This window comes from Streptomyces mirabilis, from assembly GCF_039503195.1.
In the GTDB taxonomy this organism is placed as follows: Bacteria; Actinomycetota; Actinomycetes; order Streptomycetales; family Streptomycetaceae; genus Streptomyces; species Streptomyces mirabilis_D.
On the sequence record NZ_JBCJKP010000001.1, the window covers coordinates 2,126,214 to 2,146,644 of the forward strand.

Annotated in this window: 18 protein-coding genes, 1 pseudogene and 1 riboswitch; of the genes and pseudogenes, 6 read left to right on the forward strand and 13 right to left on the reverse strand. The window is 69.7% G+C overall.

Features of this window, described 5'->3' with window-relative positions; genetic code table 11:
* Window positions 1–35: 35 nt before the first annotated feature.
* Window positions 36–665, reverse strand: coding sequence for a Clp protease N-terminal domain-containing protein (locus tag AAFF41_RS10315; protein ID WP_319751437.1), 630 nt, complete (start codon window positions 663–665; stop codon window positions 36–38).
* Between the two features lie 375 nt (window positions 666–1,040).
* On the opposite strand from AAFF41_RS10315, the gene AAFF41_RS10320 reads away from it, so the two are divergent.
* Entirely contained in the window at window positions 1,041–1,469 is a 429-nt protein-coding gene (locus AAFF41_RS10320) for a type II toxin-antitoxin system Rv0910 family toxin (RefSeq protein WP_054229119.1), read from the forward strand.
* A 101-nt stretch (window positions 1,470–1,570) separates the two neighbouring features.
* On the opposite strand, the gene AAFF41_RS10325 is transcribed toward AAFF41_RS10320, so the two are convergent.
* Window positions 1,571–2,224: a PadR family transcriptional regulator gene (locus AAFF41_RS10325; RefSeq protein ID WP_343323878.1), complete on the reverse strand. Its 654-nt coding sequence runs from the start codon at window positions 2,222–2,224 to the stop codon at window positions 1,571–1,573.
* A gap of 173 nt (window positions 2,225–2,397) precedes the next feature.
* Between AAFF41_RS10325 and AAFF41_RS10330 the strand changes: the two genes are divergently transcribed.
* Complete coding sequence (locus AAFF41_RS10330; protein WP_343323879.1) at window positions 2,398–3,213, forward strand: PhzF family phenazine biosynthesis protein; 816 nt, start codon at window positions 2,398–2,400, stop codon at window positions 3,211–3,213.
* A 78-nt stretch (window positions 3,214–3,291) separates the two neighbouring features.
* Here the strand turns inward: AAFF41_RS10330 and AAFF41_RS10335 are convergent, their stop codons facing one another.
* Window positions 3,292–4,092 (reverse strand): CPBP family intramembrane glutamic endopeptidase, encoded by an 801-nt coding sequence (locus AAFF41_RS10335; RefSeq protein ID WP_319751439.1) that lies wholly within the window; start codon window positions 4,090–4,092, stop codon window positions 3,292–3,294.
* A 200-nt stretch (window positions 4,093–4,292) separates the two neighbouring features.
* On the opposite strand from AAFF41_RS10335, the gene AAFF41_RS10340 reads away from it, so the two are divergent.
* Complete coding sequence (locus AAFF41_RS10340) at window positions 4,293–6,062, forward strand: substrate-binding and VWA domain-containing protein (protein ID WP_319751440.1); 1,770 nt, start codon at window positions 4,293–4,295, stop codon at window positions 6,060–6,062.
* Window positions 6,063–6,409: 347 nt separating this feature from the next.
* Here AAFF41_RS10340 and AAFF41_RS10345 read toward each other — a convergent pair whose 3' ends face one another.
* Window positions 6,410–7,930: a glutamate-cysteine ligase family protein gene (locus AAFF41_RS10345; protein ID WP_319751441.1), complete on the reverse strand. Its 1,521-nt coding sequence runs from the start codon at window positions 7,928–7,930 to the stop codon at window positions 6,410–6,412.
* A gap of 536 nt (window positions 7,931–8,466) precedes the next feature.
* Here AAFF41_RS10345 and AAFF41_RS10350 point away from each other — a divergent pair.
* Complete coding sequence (locus AAFF41_RS10350) at window positions 8,467–9,051, forward strand: hypothetical protein (RefSeq protein WP_319751442.1); 585 nt, start codon at window positions 8,467–8,469, stop codon at window positions 9,049–9,051.
* Between the two features lie 392 nt (window positions 9,052–9,443).
* Entirely contained in the window at window positions 9,444–9,650 is a 207-nt protein-coding gene (locus AAFF41_RS10355) for a DUF5999 family protein (RefSeq protein ID WP_054229126.1), read from the forward strand.
* 99 nt (window positions 9,651–9,749) lie between these two features.
* Here the strand turns inward: AAFF41_RS10355 and gcvP are convergent, their stop codons facing one another.
* Window positions 9,750–12,635, reverse strand: coding sequence for an aminomethyl-transferring glycine dehydrogenase (gene gcvP / locus AAFF41_RS10360; RefSeq protein ID WP_319751444.1), 2,886 nt, complete (start codon window positions 12,633–12,635; stop codon window positions 9,750–9,752).
* 180 nt (window positions 12,636–12,815) lie between these two features.
* A riboswitch (glycine riboswitch) is annotated at window positions 12,816–12,911 on the reverse strand.
* Window positions 12,912–13,025: 114 nt separating this feature from the next.
* Between gcvP and AAFF41_RS10365 the strand changes: the two genes are divergently transcribed.
* Window positions 13,026–13,397 (forward strand): PRC-barrel domain-containing protein, encoded by a 372-nt coding sequence (locus AAFF41_RS10365; RefSeq protein ID WP_054229128.1) that lies wholly within the window; start codon window positions 13,026–13,028, stop codon window positions 13,395–13,397.
* A 90-nt stretch (window positions 13,398–13,487) separates the two neighbouring features.
* Here the strand turns inward: AAFF41_RS10365 and AAFF41_RS10370 are convergent, their stop codons facing one another.
* The 8 genes and pseudogenes from AAFF41_RS10370 to AAFF41_RS10405 all read right to left on the reverse strand — a co-directional run bounded on the left by AAFF41_RS10370 (window position 13,488) and on the right by AAFF41_RS10405 (window position 20,368).
* On the reverse strand, window positions 13,488–14,894 hold the full coding sequence (locus tag AAFF41_RS10370) for a DNA polymerase IV (RefSeq protein WP_343323880.1): 1,407 nt from the start codon (window positions 14,892–14,894) through the stop codon (window positions 13,488–13,490).
* 44 nt (window positions 14,895–14,938) lie between these two features.
* Entirely contained in the window at window positions 14,939–15,583 is a 645-nt protein-coding gene (locus AAFF41_RS10375; RefSeq protein ID WP_079090415.1) for a MerR family transcriptional regulator, read from the reverse strand.
* Window positions 15,584–15,890: 307 nt separating this feature from the next.
* Window positions 15,891–16,364, reverse strand: a complete 474-nt coding sequence (locus tag AAFF41_RS10380) for a bifunctional nuclease family protein (protein WP_006123076.1) — start codon at window positions 16,362–16,364, stop codon at window positions 15,891–15,893.
* A 98-nt stretch (window positions 16,365–16,462) separates the two neighbouring features.
* Window positions 16,463–17,227, reverse strand: coding sequence for a transcriptional regulator FtsR (gene ftsR / locus AAFF41_RS10385; RefSeq protein ID WP_343323881.1), 765 nt, complete (start codon window positions 17,225–17,227; stop codon window positions 16,463–16,465).
* Window positions 17,228–17,268: 41 nt separating this feature from the next.
* Window positions 17,269–18,233: pseudogene (locus tag AAFF41_RS10390) on the reverse strand (zinc-ribbon and FHA domain-containing protein).
* 61 nt (window positions 18,234–18,294) lie between these two features.
* A complete protein-coding gene (locus AAFF41_RS10395) occupies window positions 18,295–19,137 on the reverse strand; it encodes a DUF881 domain-containing protein (RefSeq protein ID WP_060902423.1) in 843 nt (280 codons plus the stop codon).
* A gap of 5 nt (window positions 19,138–19,142) precedes the next feature.
* On the reverse strand, window positions 19,143–19,475 hold the full coding sequence (locus tag AAFF41_RS10400; protein WP_003988855.1) for a small basic family protein: 333 nt from the start codon (window positions 19,473–19,475) through the stop codon (window positions 19,143–19,145).
* Window positions 19,472–20,368 carry a DUF881 domain-containing protein gene (locus AAFF41_RS10405; RefSeq protein ID WP_319751447.1) on the reverse strand — a complete coding sequence of 299 codons (897 nt, stop codon included), beginning with the start codon at window positions 20,366–20,368 and terminating at the stop codon, window positions 19,472–19,474. The genes AAFF41_RS10400 and AAFF41_RS10405 overlap by 4 nt, the downstream gene beginning before the upstream one ends.
* Window positions 20,369–20,431: the final 63 nt, after the last annotated feature.

The following is a 20,431-nucleotide window of genomic DNA, read 5'->3' on the forward strand; positions in this document are numbered from 1 at the left end:
CCACGACATGAGCGTCACCCCCAATGACACCTGTCTCAGCGATTGGACCGGCAGCCCGGGTCGCCACTGCCGACGTACGTCTCGACGTCGAGTCGGAACTCGCACGCCAACTCGTCCTCGACGTCGAAGGTGTTCTCGATGCGCAGCAGCAGCGACTGGGCGTCCACGCCGGCCCGCCGCAGGACCTCGACGGCCCGCGACTGCGGATCGGTGACGATCGAGGCGAGCAGATCGAGACAGCGGGCCCGTTCGTCACCCCGCCTTTCTGCACGCTCGCACGCGCTCTCCATGGCTCCGGCCGCCACCGGTGACCAGCCCGCCTCGGCCACGACCCGCGACCGGCCCGCCCCGGCGACGACCGGAATCGCCCCCGAGTCCTCGACGCCGCTCTGCCAGCGCAGTCCATAGCCGATGCTGCGCTGCACGAGATAGCCGAGCAGCCGGGCGACCTGCGGGGCGCCGTCGAAGACGGCGCGCACCTGGGGGTCGGCCTCCAGCAGCGAGTGCAGCAGATGGGCGGTGTCGATCTGCCGGTCGCCGTCCCGCAGCGCCCGCCTGCGCGCGCCGGAGACCACCGACGCCAGCTCTGCACCGAGCCTGGCATCGAGTTCCGTGCGGTGGGAGCCGCTCTCGGCGGCCGGCTGCTGGGGAATACGCGGTGGCACAACCCCTACCTCATCAGTCCCGGCGACCCGGGTCATCCTCGGTGGGCAGCATCTTCACGTCCCACACAGGGTGGGCTTCCGCGAGCACGTTCTCCTCCTTACGGATGACTTCGCACCGTTTCCCCCTCAGGTCCTCCCTCGGGGCGCGCGCCGCCTTGCTTCGCGCCCCGTGCGCGACCACGCCGTTTCGGCCTTCGGCTTTCCGTGGCATGGAACGCACGCGTGGGACCTGTTCGACGCGGCGGTGACGCGTCAGGTGGGCCGAGTTCACAATTCCTGACGGTTCATCAGTATTGAATGTTCCGAGGGCTGCGGCTACGTTCCGCGACACCGTAGCTGCGCCGGGCGCAGCGCCTGACACGAAGGGGTGGTCGCATGGCCGAAGTCAGCGCGGAAGCACGCATCGAGGCGCCTGCCGAGAAGGTCTGGGCGCAGCTCACGGACTTCTCCTCGTACGGCGAGTGGAACTCGACCCACACCAACTTCCCCAAGGGCGGCCCCGCCTCACTCGAGGTCGGCGGCACCTTCCAGGAGAACATGAAGCTCATGGGGTTCCCCGCCGAGGTCGAGTGGACCATCGAGGAACTCGAGCCCGCCCGCACCCTGGCCATCCGCGGCAAGGGTCCGATGGCGGTGACCGTCGCCACCCGCTACACCCTGACCCCCGACGGCGACGCCACCTCGGTGCGGATCGACGGGGAGTTCACCGGCGCGGCCGTCTCGCTGATGGCGGGCAAGCTCAAGGACTCGGCGACGGCCGCCCTCAACGAATCGCTGCGCAAGCTGGCCGGACTGGTGACCTGAGTCCCCCTCCTGACCCGAGACCCGCACCCAGCCCCCGTACATGGACAGGCGCCCCGCGGAAACACTTCCACGGGGCGCCGTCAGATACCACAGCATGCCCGTCAGTCCTCGTCGGCGAGGATCAGGTACAGCTTCTTGCGGGCTTCGTTGATGACCGCCAGCGCCTTGTCGCGCTGGTCCTTGCTGCCGGTCTTCCAGACCTGACCGAACGCCTCCATGAGACCGAAGCCGGCCTGCCGGATCTCGTGCAACGTCTCCCAGTCGACCCCGCGCCCGGCCTCTTCCCACGGCGCCTCGGGGCCCGCCTCGGCCGCTTCGCGGCCTTCGTCGGTGAGCGAGAACAGCTTCTTGCCACCCTCGGCCGCGCTGGCGATGAGGCCCTCGTCCTCCAGCAACTGGAGGGTCGGGTAGACCGAACCCGGGCTGGGCTTCCATGCCCCGCCGCTGCGCTCGGCGATCTCCTGGATCATCTCGTAGCCGTGCATGGGCCGGTCCTTGAGAAGGGCCAGGATCGACGCGCGTACGTCACCGCGCCGCGCCCTGCCGCCCGGACCGCCCCGGCCGCCGCGCCGGCCACCCCAGGGGCCCGGCCCGAAGCCGAACCCGGGGCCGCCGGGGCCACCGCCCGGACCACCCGGACCGAAGGGCCCGAAAGCCCCGCGCCGCCCTTCGAAACGGCCCCGGTCACGCGGACCGGGCCCACCGTATCGGCCATGTCCACGTTCGAATCCAAATTCCTGTCCTTGGGGACGCATCGCCCTCACTCCATTCGTTCGTTGATCGGTCGCGATGCGTCAACGATATATCGGAATAGCTCGCCTGACAACCCTCGACATGGGGCAGGTCAGGGGGCCGGAAGGCCAAAACCGGTCCAGATCCACGGAATTGGCCTTGTCCCGCGGCCCACGCGGGCCGCTAGCGTCGGGGCATGCGGATTCGAATCGTCGACGCCTTCACCGAGCGTCCCTTCACGGGCAACCCGGCCGGGGTCCTCCTTCTCGACCACGACACCTTCCCCGAGGACAGCCGGCTCCAGAGCGTCGCCCTGGAGGTCAACCACGCGGAGACGGCCTTCGCGCACCGCCTCCCCGAGGGTGGCGACGCCGACTGGGCGCTGCGCTGGTTCACCCCCGTCGCCGAGGTCGCGATGTGCGGGCACGCGACCCTCGCCACCGCACACGTCCTGCGCACCACGGGCGCCCACACGGGACCGGTGCGGTTCGCCACGCGCAGCGGCGTACTCATCGCCACGCCCCACGAGGACGGTTCCCTGACGCTGGACTTCCCCACCGCTCCACTCACCCCGGTCGAGGTCCCGGACGGGGTCGCCGAGGCCCTGGGCGCCGAGCCGCTCACGACCTTGGACACCGGCCCGAACACCGGCGACCTGCTGATCGAAGTCGCCGACGAGAAGACGGTCCGGGGACTCACCCCCGATCACAAGGCCCTCGCCCGGTACTCGGAGCGGGGCATCATCGTGACCGCCCGCGCCGAAGACCCCTCCCAGGGCTACGACTTCCTCTCGCGCTGCTTCTTCCCGAACGTCGGCATCGACGAGGACCCGGTCACCGGCAGCGCCCACACCGCCCTCGCGCCCTACTGGTCGGAGCGCCTGGGCCGCCCCCTCCTCACCGGCCTGCAGGCCTCCCCGCGCTCCGGCCTCGTCCGCACCGAGCTGCGCGGCGACCGCACGCTGCTCACCGGCCACGCGATCACGGTGATCGAGGGCGAGCTCCTCGTGTAGCGACGCACGGAAAAGCCGTACGAAAAAGGGGCGTACGAGACCGTCGTACGCCCCTTTCGGACCCGCTCACACCGCCGCTCAGGCGGTCGGAAGCCAGCCCACCTTCCCCGCCAGCAGCGCGTATCCCACGAACGCCCCTATGTCGAGCAGCGAGTGCGCCACCACGAGCGGTCCGACCCGGCCCCACCGCCGGTACAGGTAGACGAAGACCACGCCCATCGCCATGTTCCCGATGAAGCCGCCGATGCCCTGATAGAGGTGATAGGAGCCGCGCAGCACCGCGCTCGCCACCAGCGCGGTCCCCGGCGTCCAGCCCAGCTGCCCGAGCCGGCGCAGCAGGTACCCGACGACGATGACCTCCTCCAGTACGGCGTTCTGCACGGCCGACAGGATCAGGACCGGGTACTTCCACCACACGTCGGGCAGCGCTTCCGGCACCACGGTCAGGTTGGCGCCGAACCCCCGGGCCGCCAGGTAGAAGGCGATGCCCGTGCTACCGATCACCGCCGCGATCGCGGCCCCCCGCCCGAGGTCGGGCCAGGGCCGCGTACGGTCGAACCCGATCACACGCAGTCCCGTGCCCTCCCTCATCAGGAAGTGCGCGACGAGCGCGACCGGGACCAGGGCCGACGCGATGCCGAACAACTGCCAGGCCAGATCAAGCCAGGGGCGACCCGGCGCGGCCGAGGCGTTGAGGGTGGCCGCCTGGTCCTTGAGACCCCCCGGTTTGGTGACCGACCCGACAAAGCTGATCAGCGCGGACACTCCGCTCGCCCCGAGCGACAGGCCCAGGACCAGCAGTGTTTCGTCCCGGAGAATCCGTCGCGTCAGTCGCTCCTCGGGAAAAGAATCGGCCACCGACCCCGCCTCCACCTGCACTCCCGCCTCCAGTTGAGTAATCCCGCCGCATCCCCATCTTCGCCCCGCTAGGGTCTCGAAAGAAGTTGCGAAGATCGTGCGCGACAGGCCGTTGGGTGGACGGACGCCGTACGGGCGTACCTCCCCGTCGCCTTCTGCCTCACGGCCGTTTCTACGGCTTTCTCGCGACTCCGGCTCATTTCAGGGAGGGCACCACCGTCATGGGACGTCACAGCTTGCCCGATGCGTACGGGGCGGGCGCGGCCGACCCCCGTCCACGCGCACGCCGCCGTACGGTGGCCATCGCGACGGTGTTGGTGCTCACGGTCGCCGCGGGCACGGCGGTCGCGGTCCGCGGTGGTCTGCTCTCCTTCGGCTCGTCCTGCCGGGACAACGCCGTACCGGTCAAGATCGCCGCGTCCCCCGACATGGCGCCCGCCCTCAGGGCCGTCGCCGAACACGCCCGCGCCCACAACATCACCTCCGACGGTCACTGCATCGCCGTGACCGTGACGGCGCGCGAGTCGTACAAGGTCGCCGACGCACTGAGGTCGGGCGACAAGTCCGACGTCCAGGCGTGGGTGCCGGACTCCGCCCTGTGGGTGACCCGGGTCAGTGGTGAGAGCAACGCGACCCGGGTGACCGCGGCGGGCAGCGTCGCCTCCTCGCCGGTCGGCGTCGCGATGGTCCCGTCGGCCGCGAAGTCGCTGGGGTGGCCCGAGAAGACGTACACCTGGACCGAGCTGGCGGGCGCCGCGCTGCGAGACGACCGGCTGAGGCTCGGTGCGGCCGACCCGGTGCGCAGCGCGGCCGGCCTGCTCGCGCTGACCCGGCTCAATACCGCCGCGGCCACCATCAAGGGAGGTGACACCCAGGCGGCGGCCATGGCGAAGACACTCTCCCAGCGCACGTCCGACAGCGACAGCCAGGTCCTGGACACCCTCCCGCGCGACTCCTCCGGCACCGAGCAGGGCAATCCGCAACGCAACCAGGCGCTGATCCTCTCCGAGCAGTCGGCGTTCGCGTACAACTCCTCGGCCGGCGGTGGCGCCGGACTCGACCTCTTCTATCCCAAGGACGGGTCACCGCGGCTCGACTACCCGTTCACCCTGGTCGACGAGTCGCGGCTGAACACCGACACGAGCCGTGCCGCCCTTCGGTTCATGACGCTGCTCGGCGAGTCGGACGGGCAGCGGATCCTGGAGCGGTACGGATTCCGCACGGACGACGAGAAGGTCTCGCCCGCGCTGGTCGCCAAGGCCGGGGGGCGAGCCCCGCAGCCGTTCGCGCGCGCCGCGCTCGATCCCACCCCGGCGAAGGCGGTCGACGAGGCACTCGGCACGTGGACGATCACGGTGCAGAGCGCCCGGATCACCACGGTCGTCGACGCCTCCGCGTCCATGGCGCAGCCGGTGCCGGGCACCGGCCAGTCCCGCATGGACGTCACCAGGGCGTCCCTGCTGCAGGCCCTCGCGACCTTCACCTCGGAGGACGAGATCGGCCTGTGGAAGTTCTCCACCCGCCTGGACGGCGACCGCGACTACCGGGTGCTCGTGCCCACGGAACGCCTGGGCGACCGCAAGGGCAACGGCACCCAGCGGGACAGGCTGTCGGCGGCGTTCAGCTCGCTGTCTCCCGTCCCGAACGGCGCGACGGGCCTGTACGACACCACGCTCGCCGCGTACAAGGCGGCCACCTCCTCCTACGCCAAGGGGAAGTTCAACGCGCTGGTGCTGCTGACCGACGGCGTCAACCAGGACCCGGGGAGCATTTCGCGCTCCGCCCTCGTCACCCGACTGCAGAAGCTCACCGACCCACAGCGCCCGGTGCCGCTCATCGCCATCGCCGTGGGCCCGGACGCCGACAAGGCGGAGGTCCAGGAGATCGCCAAGGCGACCGGCGGCTCCGGCCAGCAGGTCAACGACCCCACGCAGATCCACTCGGTCATCCTCAGGGCGATCGTGGCGGCAGGCAGCCAGAACCAAGGCTGACACCCCAAAGAAGCCGCCACCACAGCCCGCCCGGGGCAGCGACGCAGGCCACCCGGCCCAGGGCGCACCGTCACACCCCGCTGGACCCGGCGCACCGGCGCGGGCGGTCCACCCGGGCCACCACCACAGCCCAGCCGACCCAGGGACAATCCCGCGGACCAACCTAACCCGGTCCCGGCCCCCCCCACAGGCCATCCGCCCCAGCCACACCCACGCAGGCCACCCGGCCGGCGACCATGTCACCAGTGGCCTGGCCAGGGACAACCACTCGGGGCGCACTCCGCCCCCTGAACACCCACCACGAGCAGGCCACCCCCAGAGACACCGCCGCAGGCGGACCGCCCCGATCAGCCCAGCGGTACCCGCTCCGGCAGTCCCACCGGCCAGGTGTGCACGGGCTCACCGAGGTGCATCAGCTCGCCATAGCGCCGGGTGGTCGCGGCCAGCGCGGCATCCCTCGCGAGGCCCTTCTCCAGCGCCTGGTGGAAAGTGGCCGCCTGCCAGGTCGCCCCGTTGGCACGCAGTCGGCACCGGTCCTCGATCACCCCCAGGTAGTAGTCCCGGTCGGCCGGCTCGACGCCCCACGCGTCCAGCCCCGCCGCGGCGAGCGGCAGCAGTTCGTCACGCACCAGGTGCACGGCCTCGACCTGCGCGGTGGTACCCCCGTACCGTCCCCGCCGCGGCCACTCCAGTCGCGCGTCGATGCCATGACGGCAGGCCGCGTCGAAGTTGGCCGCCGCCGACTCGAACGGCAGCCGTGTCCACACGGGCCGCGCCTCCTCGGCGAGCGCACGGACGACCCCGTAGTAGAACGCCGCGTTGGCGACGACATCGGTGACGGTGGGACCGGCGGGCAGCACCCGGTTCTCGACGCGCAGGTGCGGGACTCCGTCGGCGACGTCGTACACGGGCCGGTTCCAGCGGTAGACCGTGCCGTTGTGCAGCACGAGTTCGGCGAGCCTGGGAATGCCTCCGGCGTCGAGGACCGCGAGCGGGTCCTCGTCGTCGCTGATGGGCAGCAGAGGCGGGAAGAAGCGCAGGTTCTCCTCGAAGAGGTCGTACGCCGAGGAGATCCACCGCTCGCCGAACCAGGTGCGTGGACGCACCCCCTGCGCCTGGAGCTCGGGCGGCCGGGTGTCGGTGGACTGCTGGAACAGCGGCGGCCGCGACTCGCGCCACAGCTCACGGCCGAACAGGAAGGGCGAGTTGGCACCGATCGCGACCTGCACGGCGGCAACGGCCTGCGCCGCGTTCCACACGTCCGCAAAGCGCGCCGGGGTGACCTGGAGGTGCAACTGCACGGAGGTGCAGGCGGCCTCGGGCGCGATGGACTTCGAGGTGCAGACGAGGCGCTCCACCCCGTCGATGTCGAGCACGAAGTCCTCGCCACGGGCGGCCACGATCTGATCGTTGAGCAGGGTGTAGCGATCGACGTCCGACAGGTTCGAGGAGACCAGGTCGTCACGGTCGAGCGTCGGCAGAATCCCGATCATCATGATTCCCGCGTCGAGTTCGCCGGCCTTTCGATGGGCATATGCGAGCGAGGTCTGCAGCTCCTCGGCGAGCCGGTCGAATACCCGTCCGTCCAATCGATGTGGGGCTATGTTGACTTCCAGGTTGAACATGGCAAGTTCTGTTTGAAAGTCCCGGCTCGCAATCCTTTCGAGTACTTGTGCATTCATCATCCTGGGCATGCCGTCGGGCCCGGCGAGATTCAGTTCGATCTCCAGGCCCATGAGATTCTTCGGGCGATCGAACCGCTTCTCCTCCAGCAGCCGCGCCAGCCCCGTCAGACACTGCCGGAGCTTGCCTCGGTAGTGCTGGCGATCGGACAGGTCGTACGACCCTGCCACGACCTTCTCTCCCATCGAAGCGTCCCTCCTCGAATGGGCAGGCCGATCCTCCGGCCCCTGCCGTCCCGGAGGATGATGCCCAGGCAACACGATCGATAACGCCCCGTACGGCCTCGTCGACCGCTACCCTGGTACCCGTTGTCCGGAGGCACATTCACGGGGCATGAACCAGAGCACGGTTTCAGCCTGACACGATCTCGTGAAAAACGCCGACGAGAATCGGCCGACCGCTCCGACAAAGCAATCCGAGGTCACCGACGGGTCCCGACGCAGAATCGGGATGAACGTCTCGTTTCGTCGACCGAATATCGCCTTGTTCTTCATATTCAGGACGGCTAGACGAAACACCATCTGAACACGTGTCGTATAAACTCCGCACACGAGGCGGAGAGTTGGCGCTCGCGGTCCTAGGTCCTGTCGTCGAGGTGACGTGCGGCAGGCGACATCCTGTCGGCAGATCCAGACCCCTCGCCCCTCCGACCCGAGAGCTGACAGCGCCGTCCGCCCCCGCCCTCGCGCCACTGTGCCTGTCGAATGAGAGGCGACCCACCATGCCGCTGCATGTCCCCCCGGCTCCCTCGCCCGCCCTGCGCACCGTCCTCACGGCACTCGGTTCCCCCACCGCAGTCCGCGAGGCCCGCACCCCGTCCCTGCGCATGGCCCAGGGACCCGTCACCCCCGAACTCCCTCTGCCCGTACACGTTCTGGACCGCATCACACCGGCCGGCGCCTCCACCACCCGGCTCGCCGGATGGCGTTTCCTGATCCGCAGCGGCGAGCGGTCGGTGGCCGCGGCCGACACCATGCTCACTCCCGACGGCTGGGCCTTCTCGCACTTCTTCGAAGGCCCCTACATCGCCTCGACCGAACGCGCCCTGCGTCACGCCGAGAACATGAGCCAGCCGTACCAGGCGCGACTGTTGTCCGTTCCCGAGCTCTACATGCTCACCCTCTGGCTGCACGGCGACTGCGCCGCGGACGGCGCCACCGGGCACCCGGCCGCCACCGATCTCCTGGTGCCGCTCGCGCCCGCGCCACCCGGTATCGCCGCGCATCGCCCGCACCGCGTCGCCGAACTCCTCCCGGTCCTCACGCACCGGCTCTCTCCCGCCCCACTGCTCAGCTCGCCCGCGTAATCGCGCACCCGGAGAAGCACACCAAGCGCATCGCCCCGTGCCCCGCTACCGTCGTCCCGGTCGCGGGGCACGTTGCCGCCCGACCCCGTCCGCTCGTTCGGGCCCCACAGCGCTCGTACGAGGGAGAACGCCCCCTCCACCCCGACCGGACTAGCCCCATCCGGCCACCACGAACCCCCCGAAGGGACCGTGCAGTTGGACTGAACCGTCCGCGCGGGTGACGCGTCTCCAACCTGTGAGGAGCGCTGCTGCGAAATCCCTGCGGATTGACGCCCGTAGGGCAACACTGGGTTCCACACACACGCCACCGGGGGGCGGCCATGAGCACTTCAAGCCGCGGGAAAGACACCACAGCCACCACTCAACTCTCATCCCAGCGAAAGATCCCATCCATGTGCCAGCACCAGCCACCGTGTCCGACAGCCGAATCAGCCGACCGGGAGTCCGCCCGCCTCGTGGCGCATCACCCGGAGCAGGGATGGAGCCTGCTGTGCAACGGCGTTCTGCTCTTCGAGGACACCGGTGAGCTCCTGCCCGACGGCCAGATCATCGCCCCTCACCGCCCCCAGGGCAGCGAGCACGTGATGACGGCCGCCTGAGCCGCACAACCGGGTGGCGGTGACCGCCACCCGGACATGGAGAGGGGCCGGCCCGGAGACGTGATCTCCGAACCGGCCCCGACGCGTATCCGAGGGTGACTACTCTTCGTAAGCGTCCAGCGGCGGGCAGGAACAGACCAGGTTCCGGTCGCCGTACGCCTGGTCGATGCGGCGCACCGGCGGCCAGTACTTGTCCGCGGCCGAGACACCGGCCGGGAAGACGGCCTCCTCGCGGGTGTACGCGTGCTCCCACTCGCCGCCGAGCGCGGCGGCGGTGTGCGGCGCGTTGCGAAGCGGGTTGTCCTCGGCCGCCCAGACGCCCGAACCGACCTTGTCGATCTCCGCGCGAATGGCGATCATCGCGTCGCAGAACCGGTCGAGCTCGATCAGGTCCTCGGACTCGGTGGGCTCGATCATCAGCGTGCCGGCCACCGGGAAGGACATCGTCGGCGCGTGGAAGCCGTAGTCGATGAGCCGCTTGGCGATGTCGTCGACACTGACGCCGGTCGCCTTGGTCAGCGAACGCAGATCGATGATGCACTCGTGCGCGACGAGCCCGCCGGGACCGGTGTAGAGCACCGGGAAGTGCGGCTCCAGGCGCTTGGCGATGTAGTTCGCGGACAGCACCGCCACCTGCGTGGCCCGCTTGAGGCCCTCGCCGCCCATGAGACGGACGTACGCCCAGGAGATGGGCAGTATGCCCGCCGAGCCCCAGGGAGCGGCGGAGATCGGCCCCACGCCGGTCTCGGGGCCGGCCGCGGGCTGCAGCGGGTGGTTCGGCAGGTACGGCGCCAGGTGCGCGCGTACGCCGACCGGGCCCACGCCCGGACCGCCGCCGCCGTGCGGGATGCAGAACGTCTTGTGCAGGTTCAGGTGGGAGACGTCACCGCCGAAGTGGCCCGGCTTGGCGAGGCCCACCAGCGCGTTGAGGTTGGCGCCGTCGACGTACACCTGCCCGCCGGCCTCGTGCACCTGCGCGCAGATGTCGGCGACATGCTCCTCGAACACACCGTGCGTCGAGGGGTACGTGATCATCAGCACCGCGAGCTGGTCGCGGTGCTGCTCGATCTTCGCGCGCAGGTCATCGACGTCGATCTCGCCGTCCTCGGCGGTCTTCACGACGACGACCTTCATGCCGGCCATCACGGCACTCGCGGCGTTCGTGCCGTGCGCCGAAGACGGGATCAGGCAGACCGTGCGCTGGTCATCGCCGTTGGCCCGGTGATAACCGCGGACGGCCAGCAGCCCGGCCAGCTCGCCCTGGGAACCCGCGTTCGGCTGGAGCGACACCTTGTCGTACCCGGTGACCTCGGCGAGCCGCTCCTCCAGCTCCTGGATGAGGGTGAGATAGCCCTGCGCCTGCTCGGCGGGCACGAAGGGGTGCAGCTGGCCGAACTCGGGCCAGGTGACCGGCTCCATCTCGGTGGTCGCGTTGAGCTTCATGGTGCAGGAGCCCAGCGGGATCATGCCGCGGTCGAGCGCGTAGTCACGGTCGGACAGCTTGCGCAGGTAGCGCAGCATCGCGGTCTCGGAGCGGTACTGGTGGAAGACCGGGTGCGTGAGGTAGTCGTCGCTGCGCAGCAGCGCCGCGGGCAGCGTGTCCTCGGCGACGGCGTCCAGGGCCTCGATGTCACCGTCGACGCCGAACGCGGTCCAGACGGCGCCCACCTGCTTGCGGGCGGTGGTCTCGTCGCAGGCGATCGACACGTGGTCGGCATCGACGAGGTGGAGATTGACGCCTCCGTTGCGCGCGCCCGCCACGACCTCTGCGGCCCGGCCCGGCACCCGCGCGGTCAGCGTGTCGAAGTAGGCGCCGTGCACGACCTCGACCCCGCCGGCCGTCAGGCCCGCGGCGAGGATCGTGGCGTACCGGTGCGTACGCCGCGCGATGGTCCGCAGGCCCTCGGGACCGTGGTAGACGGCGTACATGCCGGCCATCACCGCGAGCAACACCTGCGCCGTACAGATGTTGCTGGTCGCCTTCTCACGGCGGATGTGCTGCTCCCGCGTCTGCAGGGCGAGCCGGTACGCCTTGTGTCCGTCGGCGTCCACGGAGACGCCCACCAGCCGGCCGGGCAGGCTGCGCGCGAACGTCTCACGCACCGCCATGTATCCGGCGTGCGGACCGCCGAAGCCCATCGGCACGCCGAAGCGCTGGGTCGTGCCGATCGCGATGTCGGCGCCGAGCTCACCGGGCGAGGCGAGCAGCGTGAGGGCGAGCAGGTCGGCGGCGACCGTGACGACCGCGCCGAGCTCGTGCGCCTGCTCGATGACGGGCTTCAGGTCGCGTACGGCACCGGAGGCGCCCGGGTACTGGATCAGTACACCGTTGATCTCACGCCCGGCGATCTCGGCCGGGATGCCCTCGCTCAGGTCGGCGACGACGACCTCGACGCCGGTCGGCTCCGCGCGGGTCTCGATGACGGCGACGGTCTGCGGCAGGGTGTCCGCGTCGACCAGGAAGAGGCCCTTCTTGTTCTTGCCCATGCGCCGGGACAGCGCCATCGCCTCGGCGGCGGCGGTGCCCTCGTCGAGCAGCGAGGCGCCGGAGGTGGGCAGCCCGGTCAACTCGGCGACGACGGTCTGGAAGTTCAGCAGCGCTTCGAGCCGCCCCTGGGAGATCTCCGGCTGGTACGGCGTGTACGCGGTGTACCAGGCCGGGTTCTCCATGACGTTGCGCAGGATCACCGGCGGCGTGAACGTGCCGTAGTAGCCGAGGCCGATCATCGAGTCGAGCACCTGGTTGCGGTCCGCGAGGGAGCGCAGCTCGGCCAGTACCTCGGCCTCGGTGCGCGCGCCCGGCAGCTCCAGCGCCTCGGCGTTCTTGATGACGTCCGGCACAGCGGCGGCCGTCAGCTCGTCGAGCGAGCCGTACCCGACCTGCGCGAGCATCTTGGCCCGCGCCTCGGAGTCGGGCCCGATGTGGCGCTGCTCGAAGGGGATTCCCTGTTCGAGCTCGGAGAGCGGAATGCGATGGGCGGTCATTGCGGAGGCCTCCTGGTCTGACACGACCTTCGAGGGGCACCACGGCGCGGGTACCCCGACGGCCTCCCCCTCTGTCATCTCAACCTGAGAGCTTCACCGGCCCGCCCGCTCGCTGCGACCCGGCTTTCACCGTCGGTGAGGGCGGAGGCCTTCGACACCCGCCCTGCTTTCCAGAGTGACCTCGTCCGTGCGGTACGTGTGCCTGAGAGATTCCGGGGAGGATTTGCTCCTTCGGCGCCTCCGATGATGTCTGGAGGACTCTCCCGCACGGGGTCAGCAGCCGCTTGCCAGCCTACCAGCGAGGACAACGCACGAGCTTTCGAGTGGCCACCTTCACGATTGTGCTCTTTTGTAGTGCTTACGGATGAGTTGCTAGCGAGTGGAGGGACCGTGCAGACCGACATCGATCCGCGCAACCTGATCGGCCGCAAGGCGCTCGACCGCAACGGCGCCAAGATCGGCACGGTCGACGAGGTCTATCTCGACGACGCGACCGGCGTCCCGGAGTGGGCCGCCATACGGACCGGCCTGTTCAGCAGGGACGCCTTCGTCCCCCTGGAGCCCAGCGAAGTCGTCGAGGGCACGCTGCGTGTCCCCTTCGACCGCGCCCTGATCAAGGACGCCCCCGACTTCGGCGTGGGCCGCCACCTCTCCCCCGAACAGGAACTCCAGCTCTACCACCACTACGGCCTGGACGTGACACCCCCGCCCCCACCCCCGGACCGCGACTTCGGCCGCCTGGCAGGCACGGACGAGGGGTAACTTCTCGGATCGGGCCCCGCCGACGCGCCCCGAAAGGGGCGCGGGAACTCGCGCGACCAGCCACATACCGCCCGCGGCGCAAAGCCGACTTCACCCCCCACGGCGATCGCACACGGCCCCCCTCACCAACGGCAACGGATCAGCCAACTCCAACGCGACATCATCCGTACGAAACGTCCGCACACGCCCCGGCTCGGAGTAAGGCGTCTCGAACCGTACGGTCACCCTCCCGAGCCCACTCCCCTGCACCCATCCGTGCCCGTACTCCACATGCCGCACGTCATGCCCCGCAGGCCACCGCCGCTCGGCGGGTGGCGCCTGCTCGGCGGCCACGTCCTCCGCCCCCTCCTCGTCCGAATGCTCCAGCACCGCCGACTCCCCCGCGGCGGCCTCGGCCTCCGCCAGAGCCTGAGCCTGGGCCTGGGCCTGGGCCTGGGCGAACAGGTCCTCCTGCGTGTAGTCGGCGAGCCCCGAGACGCCGACCCCCAGCAGCCGCACGCCCCCGGTCGTGTCCACCGCCTCCAGAAGTCGCGCGGCAGCCTCCCGTACGACGCCAGGGTCGTCCGTCGGCCCCCGCAGCGTCTCGGACCGGGTCAGCGTCGAGAAGTCGTACCTCCGCACCTTCAGCACGATGGTCCGCCCGGACAGCCCCGCATCCCGCAACCGCCTCACACACCGGTCGGCGAGTCGCTGCACCTCCAGGCCGACCCGCATCCGGTCGTGGATGTCCACGTCGTACGTGTCCTCCACCGACACGGACTTCGTCTCCCGCTCGGCCACCACGGGCCGCTCGTCGTGCGCCAGTGCCATCGCGTACAGCGCGTGCCCGTGTGCCTTCCCCACCAGCCGTACGAGTTCGTCCTCGCCCGCCTCGGCGATCTCGTCTACCGTGGTGATCCCGGCCCGGCGCAGATGGTCCCCGGTCGCGGGCCCGACCCCCGGCAGCGTCCGCACCGACATCGGCCCCAGCAGCGCGCGCTCCGTCCCGGGTTCTATGACCACGAGACCGTCGGGCTTCGCCTGCTCCGAAGCGATCTTGGCGAGCATCTTGGACGCGGCGAGCCCCACCGAACCCGTCAGCCCCGTGACGGCCCGGATGTCCGCGCGCAGCTTCGCCCCGGCCAGCCGCGCGGAAGCCTCGTCCCAGGCCGCTGCCCCCGCCTCCAGATCGACGAACGCCTCATCCAGGCTCAACGGCTCCACCAGCGGCGACAGCGCCCCCAACAGCCCCATCACCTGCTCGCTGACCTCCCGGTAGAGCGTGAAGCGGGGCACGAGATACGCGGCGTTCGGCGCCAGCCGCCGTGCCTGGGCCATGGGCATCGCCGAGTGCACCCCGAAGACCCGTGCCTCGTACGAGGCGGTCGCGACGACTCCACGGGGTCCGAGCCCGCCCACGACGACGGCCTTCCCGCGCAGGCTCGGCTTGGCTGCCTGCTCCGCAGAGGCGAAGAAGGCATCCATGTCGAGATGCAGGATCGTGGGCGCGGTTCTCACATGTCCGATGCTGCCCTACGCCACTGACAATGCCTCTGCGGACCTCAGACGGCCCGATTGCGCCGGCGCGCCAGCTCGTCCGTCGGGTTGTGCCCGACGAGCGTCTCGCCCGTGTCCACACGCTCCCCGTGCAACTGCGAGAGCGCGCTCTCGACGTCCCGCCACACCACGCCCACAGCGATCCCGAAGACGCCCTGACCGCCCTGCAACAGGGCGTGGACCTCGTCGGGCGAGGAGCATTCATAGACGGTCGCGCCGTCGCTCATCAGCGTCATCCGCTCCAGGTCCCGGAAGCCGCGTTCCCTGAGGTGCTGGACCGTGGTGCGGATGTTCTGCAACGACACTCCCGTGTCGAGGAACCGCTTCACGATCTTCAGGACGACGACATCCCGGAAGCTGTAGAGCCGCTGGGTCCCCGACCCGTAGGCGGGCCGCACGCTCGGTTCGACCAGACCTGTCCTGGCCCAGTAGTCCAGCTGCCGGTAGGTGATGCCCGCGGCGGCACACGCCGTAGGACCGCGGTAGCCGATCTCCTCGGCAGCCGCCCCACCCTCACCGGACTCACCAGACACCGCTGTCGGCCGCTGCGGAACGTGATCGGCCGCGCTGCCGTGAAGCGGGTACGGGCCGCTCTCCCCCAGACTTCGTCCGGGGGCACCCCCAGCCGTACCGTCGCCGCTGCTTCTCACGCCGACCTCCGTCCTTGACCTGCCCTCTCGACGGTAGGCAGTCACCGGGGGTGCGTCAACGATCGCCACACTCGGCACGCCGAGTGATAATCACCCTAGGAGTGGTTTCCCGTGTCCCACCGCGGGGAAAGGCTAGCCGAATGCTCTCGGAGCGGGCCGCAGCGCGCCACACGGGCCACGGGCCCTTGCCACCCTGGAGACCTGCGATCCAGCGGTTTACCCGATCCGCCGGCTTACCAGGGGTGGGCGCCACGGCCGGTTCCCGAGCCCGGGCGTCCGACCGCCCGCCCGTGGGCGATCGGTCCCCTCACTGGCTGTTGGTCCCGAAGTCCTCGGGCGAGATCTGGTCGAGGAACTCGCGGAACTTCTCCACCTCGTCCTCCTGCTCGTCCGGGATCGCGATGCCGGCGTCGTCGAGCACACCGTCACTGCCGTAGATCGGCGTTCCGGTACGCAGCGCCAGCGCTATGGCGTCGGACGGACGGGCACTGACCTCGACCCCGCTGGCGAACACCAGCTCCGCGTAGAAGACCCCCTCGCGCAGATCAGTGATGCGCACCTCGGTGAGCTCCTGGCCGACGGCTTCCAGCACGTCCTTGAACAGGTCGTGGGTCAGCGGTCGCGCGGGGGCCATGCCCTGCTGGGCGAAGGCGATCGCCGTCGCCTCCCCCGGTCCGATCCAGATGGGGAGGTAACGGTCGCCTCCCACTTCACGCAGGAGCACGATCGGTTGGTTGGAGGGCATTTCGACCCGGACACCTACGACATCGAGCTCGTTCACACAGCAACCCTAGGCCGTGCCCGGGATGTTTGGGTAGTCGGGCACAGAACGGGGGGCCGATCCGGACGCCCACCGGGCACTTCGGGGGGCACTTCGGGTCAGGGCAGCCGGACGCCCAGCGCGGTCTGCACCAGCGCCGCGTGCAGCTTCACCGTGAGGCCCGCCAGCTCCTTCGTACGGGCCTCGGCGTGCGCCCTGGTCTGCGGATTGCGGTGGCGCCGCAAAGGGGCCACCACCTGGTCCACGAGCCCCGCGTCACGTTCGGCCGCGGCCTTCATCGCACGCAAATGGCGTGGCTCGATCCCGAACCGCCCGAGCTCGACGACGAGCGCGGCGACCGTCACGGCCTCAGCGTCATACGCCCCGTCCGGGAGCGGGGCGAGGAGTCCGTACGACTCCCACTCCTGAAGCTCCTGCTCACCGATCTCGGCGGCGGCCAGCAGCTCCGCACGGCCCACCCGAGCCGCTGGGGGTGCCTCGACCTCTCCGAAGAGATCACCGAGCCCACCCGGCGCCTCCCCGTCGCCGGAGTCGCGCTGACGCCCCACGGACGGCAGCCGCACCGGCTCCCCGCGCTCCAGAGCGTCCAGATGCTCGCGGATCACCTTCAACGGCAGATAGTGGTCCCGCTGCATCCGCAGTACGTGCCCGAGACGCTCGACGTCGGCCTGGCTGAACTTGCGATACCCCGAGGGACTCCGCTGCGGCTCGATCAGCCCCTCCGACTCCAGGAACCGGATCTTGGAGATCGTGACTTCGGGGAACTCGTCGCGCAGCGTGTTCAGCACCGAGCCGATGCTCATCAGCCCACTGTCCGCTGCGGCGGTACCGCTCCCGGCACCGCCGCTCGGTGATCGAAGCATGGACCTTCCTGAGGGTCCCCCCGGACGCAGTCCGGGGAGGGTCAGATGCCTCGCTGGCTCGCGTAGAAGACCAGCCGGTACTTGCCGATCTGCACCTCGTCACCGTTCGACAGCGGGACCGAGTCGATTCGCTCCCTGTTGACGTACGTACCGTTCAGGCTGCCCACGTCGGCGACCGTGAACGAGCCGTCCGCGGCGCGACGGAACTCCACATGTCGACGCGACACGGTCACGTCGTCCAGGAAGATGTCGCTCTGCGGATGACGCCCGGCCGTGGTCAGGTCGCTGTCCAGCAAGAAGCGGCTGCCCGAGTTCGGACCGCGGCGCACCACCAGGAGCGCCGAGCCGAGCGGCAGCGCGTCGACGGCCGCCTGCGCCTCCGGAGAGAGCGTCGGCATCTGCGTCTGGCCGGTGACCTCGGCATCGTAGGCCTCGAGGCCCGAGATGGAGATCGTGGACGTGGTCTCGGACGGACGCTCCGGGACCGCACCGGGTCGCAGCGGCGCACCACAGTTGGAGCAGAAGCGGCTGTTCTCCGCGTTGCGGTTACCGCACCTCGTACATACCAGGGCCGACATGGACGGATCCTCCTGCCGCGGCTGCCCCCAGGGGCATGGGACGCGTACGGATCGGAGGCGAACCCTCCACCCGCACTTGAGGCTGACGGTTCCCCGAAACCTATGCGTCCGGACTGGGCAGGGTCAACAGACGGCGCGCCCTGACCACCGGGAATGTCACCGACCTGGTCCCGGAACAGCGGGCGGTCGCCGCTCTGGCCCTCCGCGTCTCCATGGCGTGGTGCACGGTGTCGGGCAGTCGCGTTGTCGCTGCCCTCTCCTCGTGCGCTCTTGCCGAACAACTTCGCAAACAACTTCACGGGCGATTCCCCTTGACCGAAACAGACCCGCCCGTGGGGCAGGACGAACACTGATTGAACACACCGGTCGACCCGGACATCCTCACAACGTCCGTAACCACCAGACAGTTTCCACCACGCACCACCCATTCGGTGCGCCGACCCCCCGCAACCTCATGCCCTCGCCGGACGACGCTCATGCACCTCCGGTTCACTGCGAGGACGACCGAGCGTAGTCAGGCTGCTTCGCAGCCCGCAAGGCATCCACAATGATCTTCGTCGCACGCTCCACCGTGACGGTGGCCTGCTCCTTCTCGAGAGTCTGCACCACACCTCCGGGGATGTTGAGCGCCGGCTCAAGGTCCTGCGGTTTACCGATGACCTTGAAACGATAGGGCTGGGTGATCTTGTTCCCGTCGACGCTCACGCCCTTGCCGGAGTCGGCCAGATAGGTGCTGGCGACGACCCGCACACCGTTCACCTGGATCGCCTCCGCACCGGCGGCGCGCAGCTCCTGGATCGCGTCAAGCAGCATGTCTGCCTTGACCGTCCCCTTCGTATCGTTGATCGTCAGCGTGATGCCGGGTCCCTGCGCCGCCACCGTGCCCGCCAGAATGCCGAGTTGCTTCTCCTTCTCGGCGGTCTGCTTGCGGGCCTCCGCGGCCTGGTTGGAGCTGTTCTCCAGCTCGGTGCGCTGATCTTCGAGACCCTGCTTCTCGTCTTCTAGACGCTGCGTACGGTTGTCGAGTTCATCGAGGATGCGTACGAGATCTTCTTGACGCGCACCGCGCAAGGCGCTGCCGCTGTCGCTGTTGGAGGCCACCTGGACGGCCAGACCGAAGCCGAGGCCGAACAGAAGCAGGGCGACGATGAGTTGCGCGCGCGTCACCCGCGGCGGCCACACCCCCTTCACCAGCCGCTGCCGGCCGGTCAGCGACGGCTCGTCCTTCTCGTCACGCTGCTCGGGCCCCGAACTCTCGGGAGCCGCGGCCGGGACCTCTTCGGGAAGCTCCCTGCGCAGCCGGTTCTCGGGTGTCTCGCCCTCGTTGCTCATCTGCCTCACGCCCTGAAGACGTGCCGGCGGATCGCCGCGGCGTTGGAGAAGATGCGGATGCCGAGGACGACCACGACGCCGGTGGAGAGTTGGGCGCCCACGCCCAACTTGTCGCCCAGGAAGACGATCAGTGCGGCCACGACCACGTTCGACAGGAAGGAGACCACGAAGACCTTGTCGTCGAAGATGCCGTCGAGCATCGCCCGCAGCCCTCCGAAGACGGCGTCCAACGCCGCCACGACGGCGATCGGAAGGTAAGGCTCGACAACCGCCGGAACCTCGGGCCGGACCAACAATCCAGCCACGACTCCCACGACGAGGCCCAGTACGGCGATCACGATGTGCCCTTCTCTGTGCTCGGCTGTGCTGTACGTACGATCACACTCGGTGCGGCGGACAACTGGACGTCCTTCTCGACGGAAATGGCGGTCCGGATGCCGTAGTTCTCCTGCAGGGCGTGCAGATACAGGCCGTCGGCACCGTTCTGGAACCTGGTGCTGAGCCGCTCGCCGTCCCCCACCGCCAGCACCGTGTAGGGCGGCACCAGCGGCTTGTTGTCGACCAGTATCGCGTCACCCGCCGCCCTGATCGCCGACAGTGCCGTCAGCCGCTGTCCGTTGATCGAGACGGCCTCCGCGCCGGACTCCCAGAGCCCGTTGACGACCCGCTGCATGTCACGGTCGCGGACGCGCCCGGTGTCGGAGAACCCGCTGGTCTCCCGAGGATTGCCGTTGCCGCCCTCGGTTGCTTCCTTGGCGTCGTCCACGACGAGCTTCACACCGGGCCCGTGGACGGCGACGGCACCCGACAGGACGCCCACCAGATCGGCCTGGCCGCTGCCCCCCTGTTTCTTCAACGCCTCGTTCTGCCGGGCGCTCACATCGTCGCGCAGGGTGTCGACGCTGCTTTCGAGCTTGTCCGCGGCCGCGGTCTGTCGCTCGACGCGGTCGATGAGTTCCTGGCGCTCCTTGGCGACGACCGGTGCCGCGATCCGCGCGTTCGCCGCGCCCACGGTCACCACCAGGGCCGCGAGGACGAGACCGGCCGCGAGTCCCAGCTTCGCCCGCACCGTTTTCGGCATGCCGCCGGCACCCTCGGTCTGCCTACGGGCGGCGGCCTCGGCGTATCCGTCGTCGAGGCTGTGATCCATGACGTTGGTGAGCAGCGACATGGAGGCGTCCGGGCGCGGAGGTGTGCTCCGAATGGGGGGCTGCTGCGGCATGCCGCACATCGTCGCACGTCGCGGGCGCTACCTCCGAATGGCCCCACCGGCGTGCCGGACAGGCCCCTTTGG

Coding starts and splice junctions, on each gene's coding strand:
- AAFF41_RS10320 (WP_054229119.1), top strand. CDS start 1,041: ATGGCCGAAGTCAGCGCGGAAGCACGCATCGAGGCGCCTGCCGAGAAG.
- AAFF41_RS10325 (WP_343323878.1), bottom strand. CDS start 2,224: ATGCGTCCCCAAGGACAGGAATTTGGATTCGAACGTGGACATGGCCGA.
- AAFF41_RS10330 (WP_343323879.1), top strand. CDS start 2,398: ATGCGGATTCGAATCGTCGACGCCTTCACCGAGCGTCCCTTCACGGGC.
- AAFF41_RS10340 (WP_319751440.1), top strand. CDS start 4,293: ATGGGACGTCACAGCTTGCCCGATGCGTACGGGGCGGGCGCGGCCGAC.
- AAFF41_RS10345 (WP_319751441.1), bottom strand. CDS start 7,930: ATGGGAGAGAAGGTCGTGGCAGGGTCGTACGACCTGTCCGATCGCCAG.
- AAFF41_RS10350 (WP_319751442.1), top strand. CDS start 8,467: ATGCCGCTGCATGTCCCCCCGGCTCCCTCGCCCGCCCTGCGCACCGTC.
- AAFF41_RS10355 (WP_054229126.1), top strand. CDS start 9,444: ATGTGCCAGCACCAGCCACCGTGTCCGACAGCCGAATCAGCCGACCGG.
- gcvP (WP_319751444.1), bottom strand. CDS start 12,635: ATGACCGCCCATCGCATTCCGCTCTCCGAGCTCGAACAGGGAATCCCC.
- ftsR (WP_343323881.1), bottom strand. CDS start 17,227: ATGCTTCGATCACCGAGCGGCGGTGCCGGGAGCGGTACCGCCGCAGCG.
- AAFF41_RS10395 (WP_060902423.1), bottom strand. CDS start 19,137: ATGAGCAACGAGGGCGAGACACCCGAGAACCGGCTGCGCAGGGAGCTT.
- AAFF41_RS10405 (WP_319751447.1), bottom strand. CDS start 20,368: ATGTGCGGCATGCCGCAGCAGCCCCCCATTCGGAGCACACCTCCGCGC.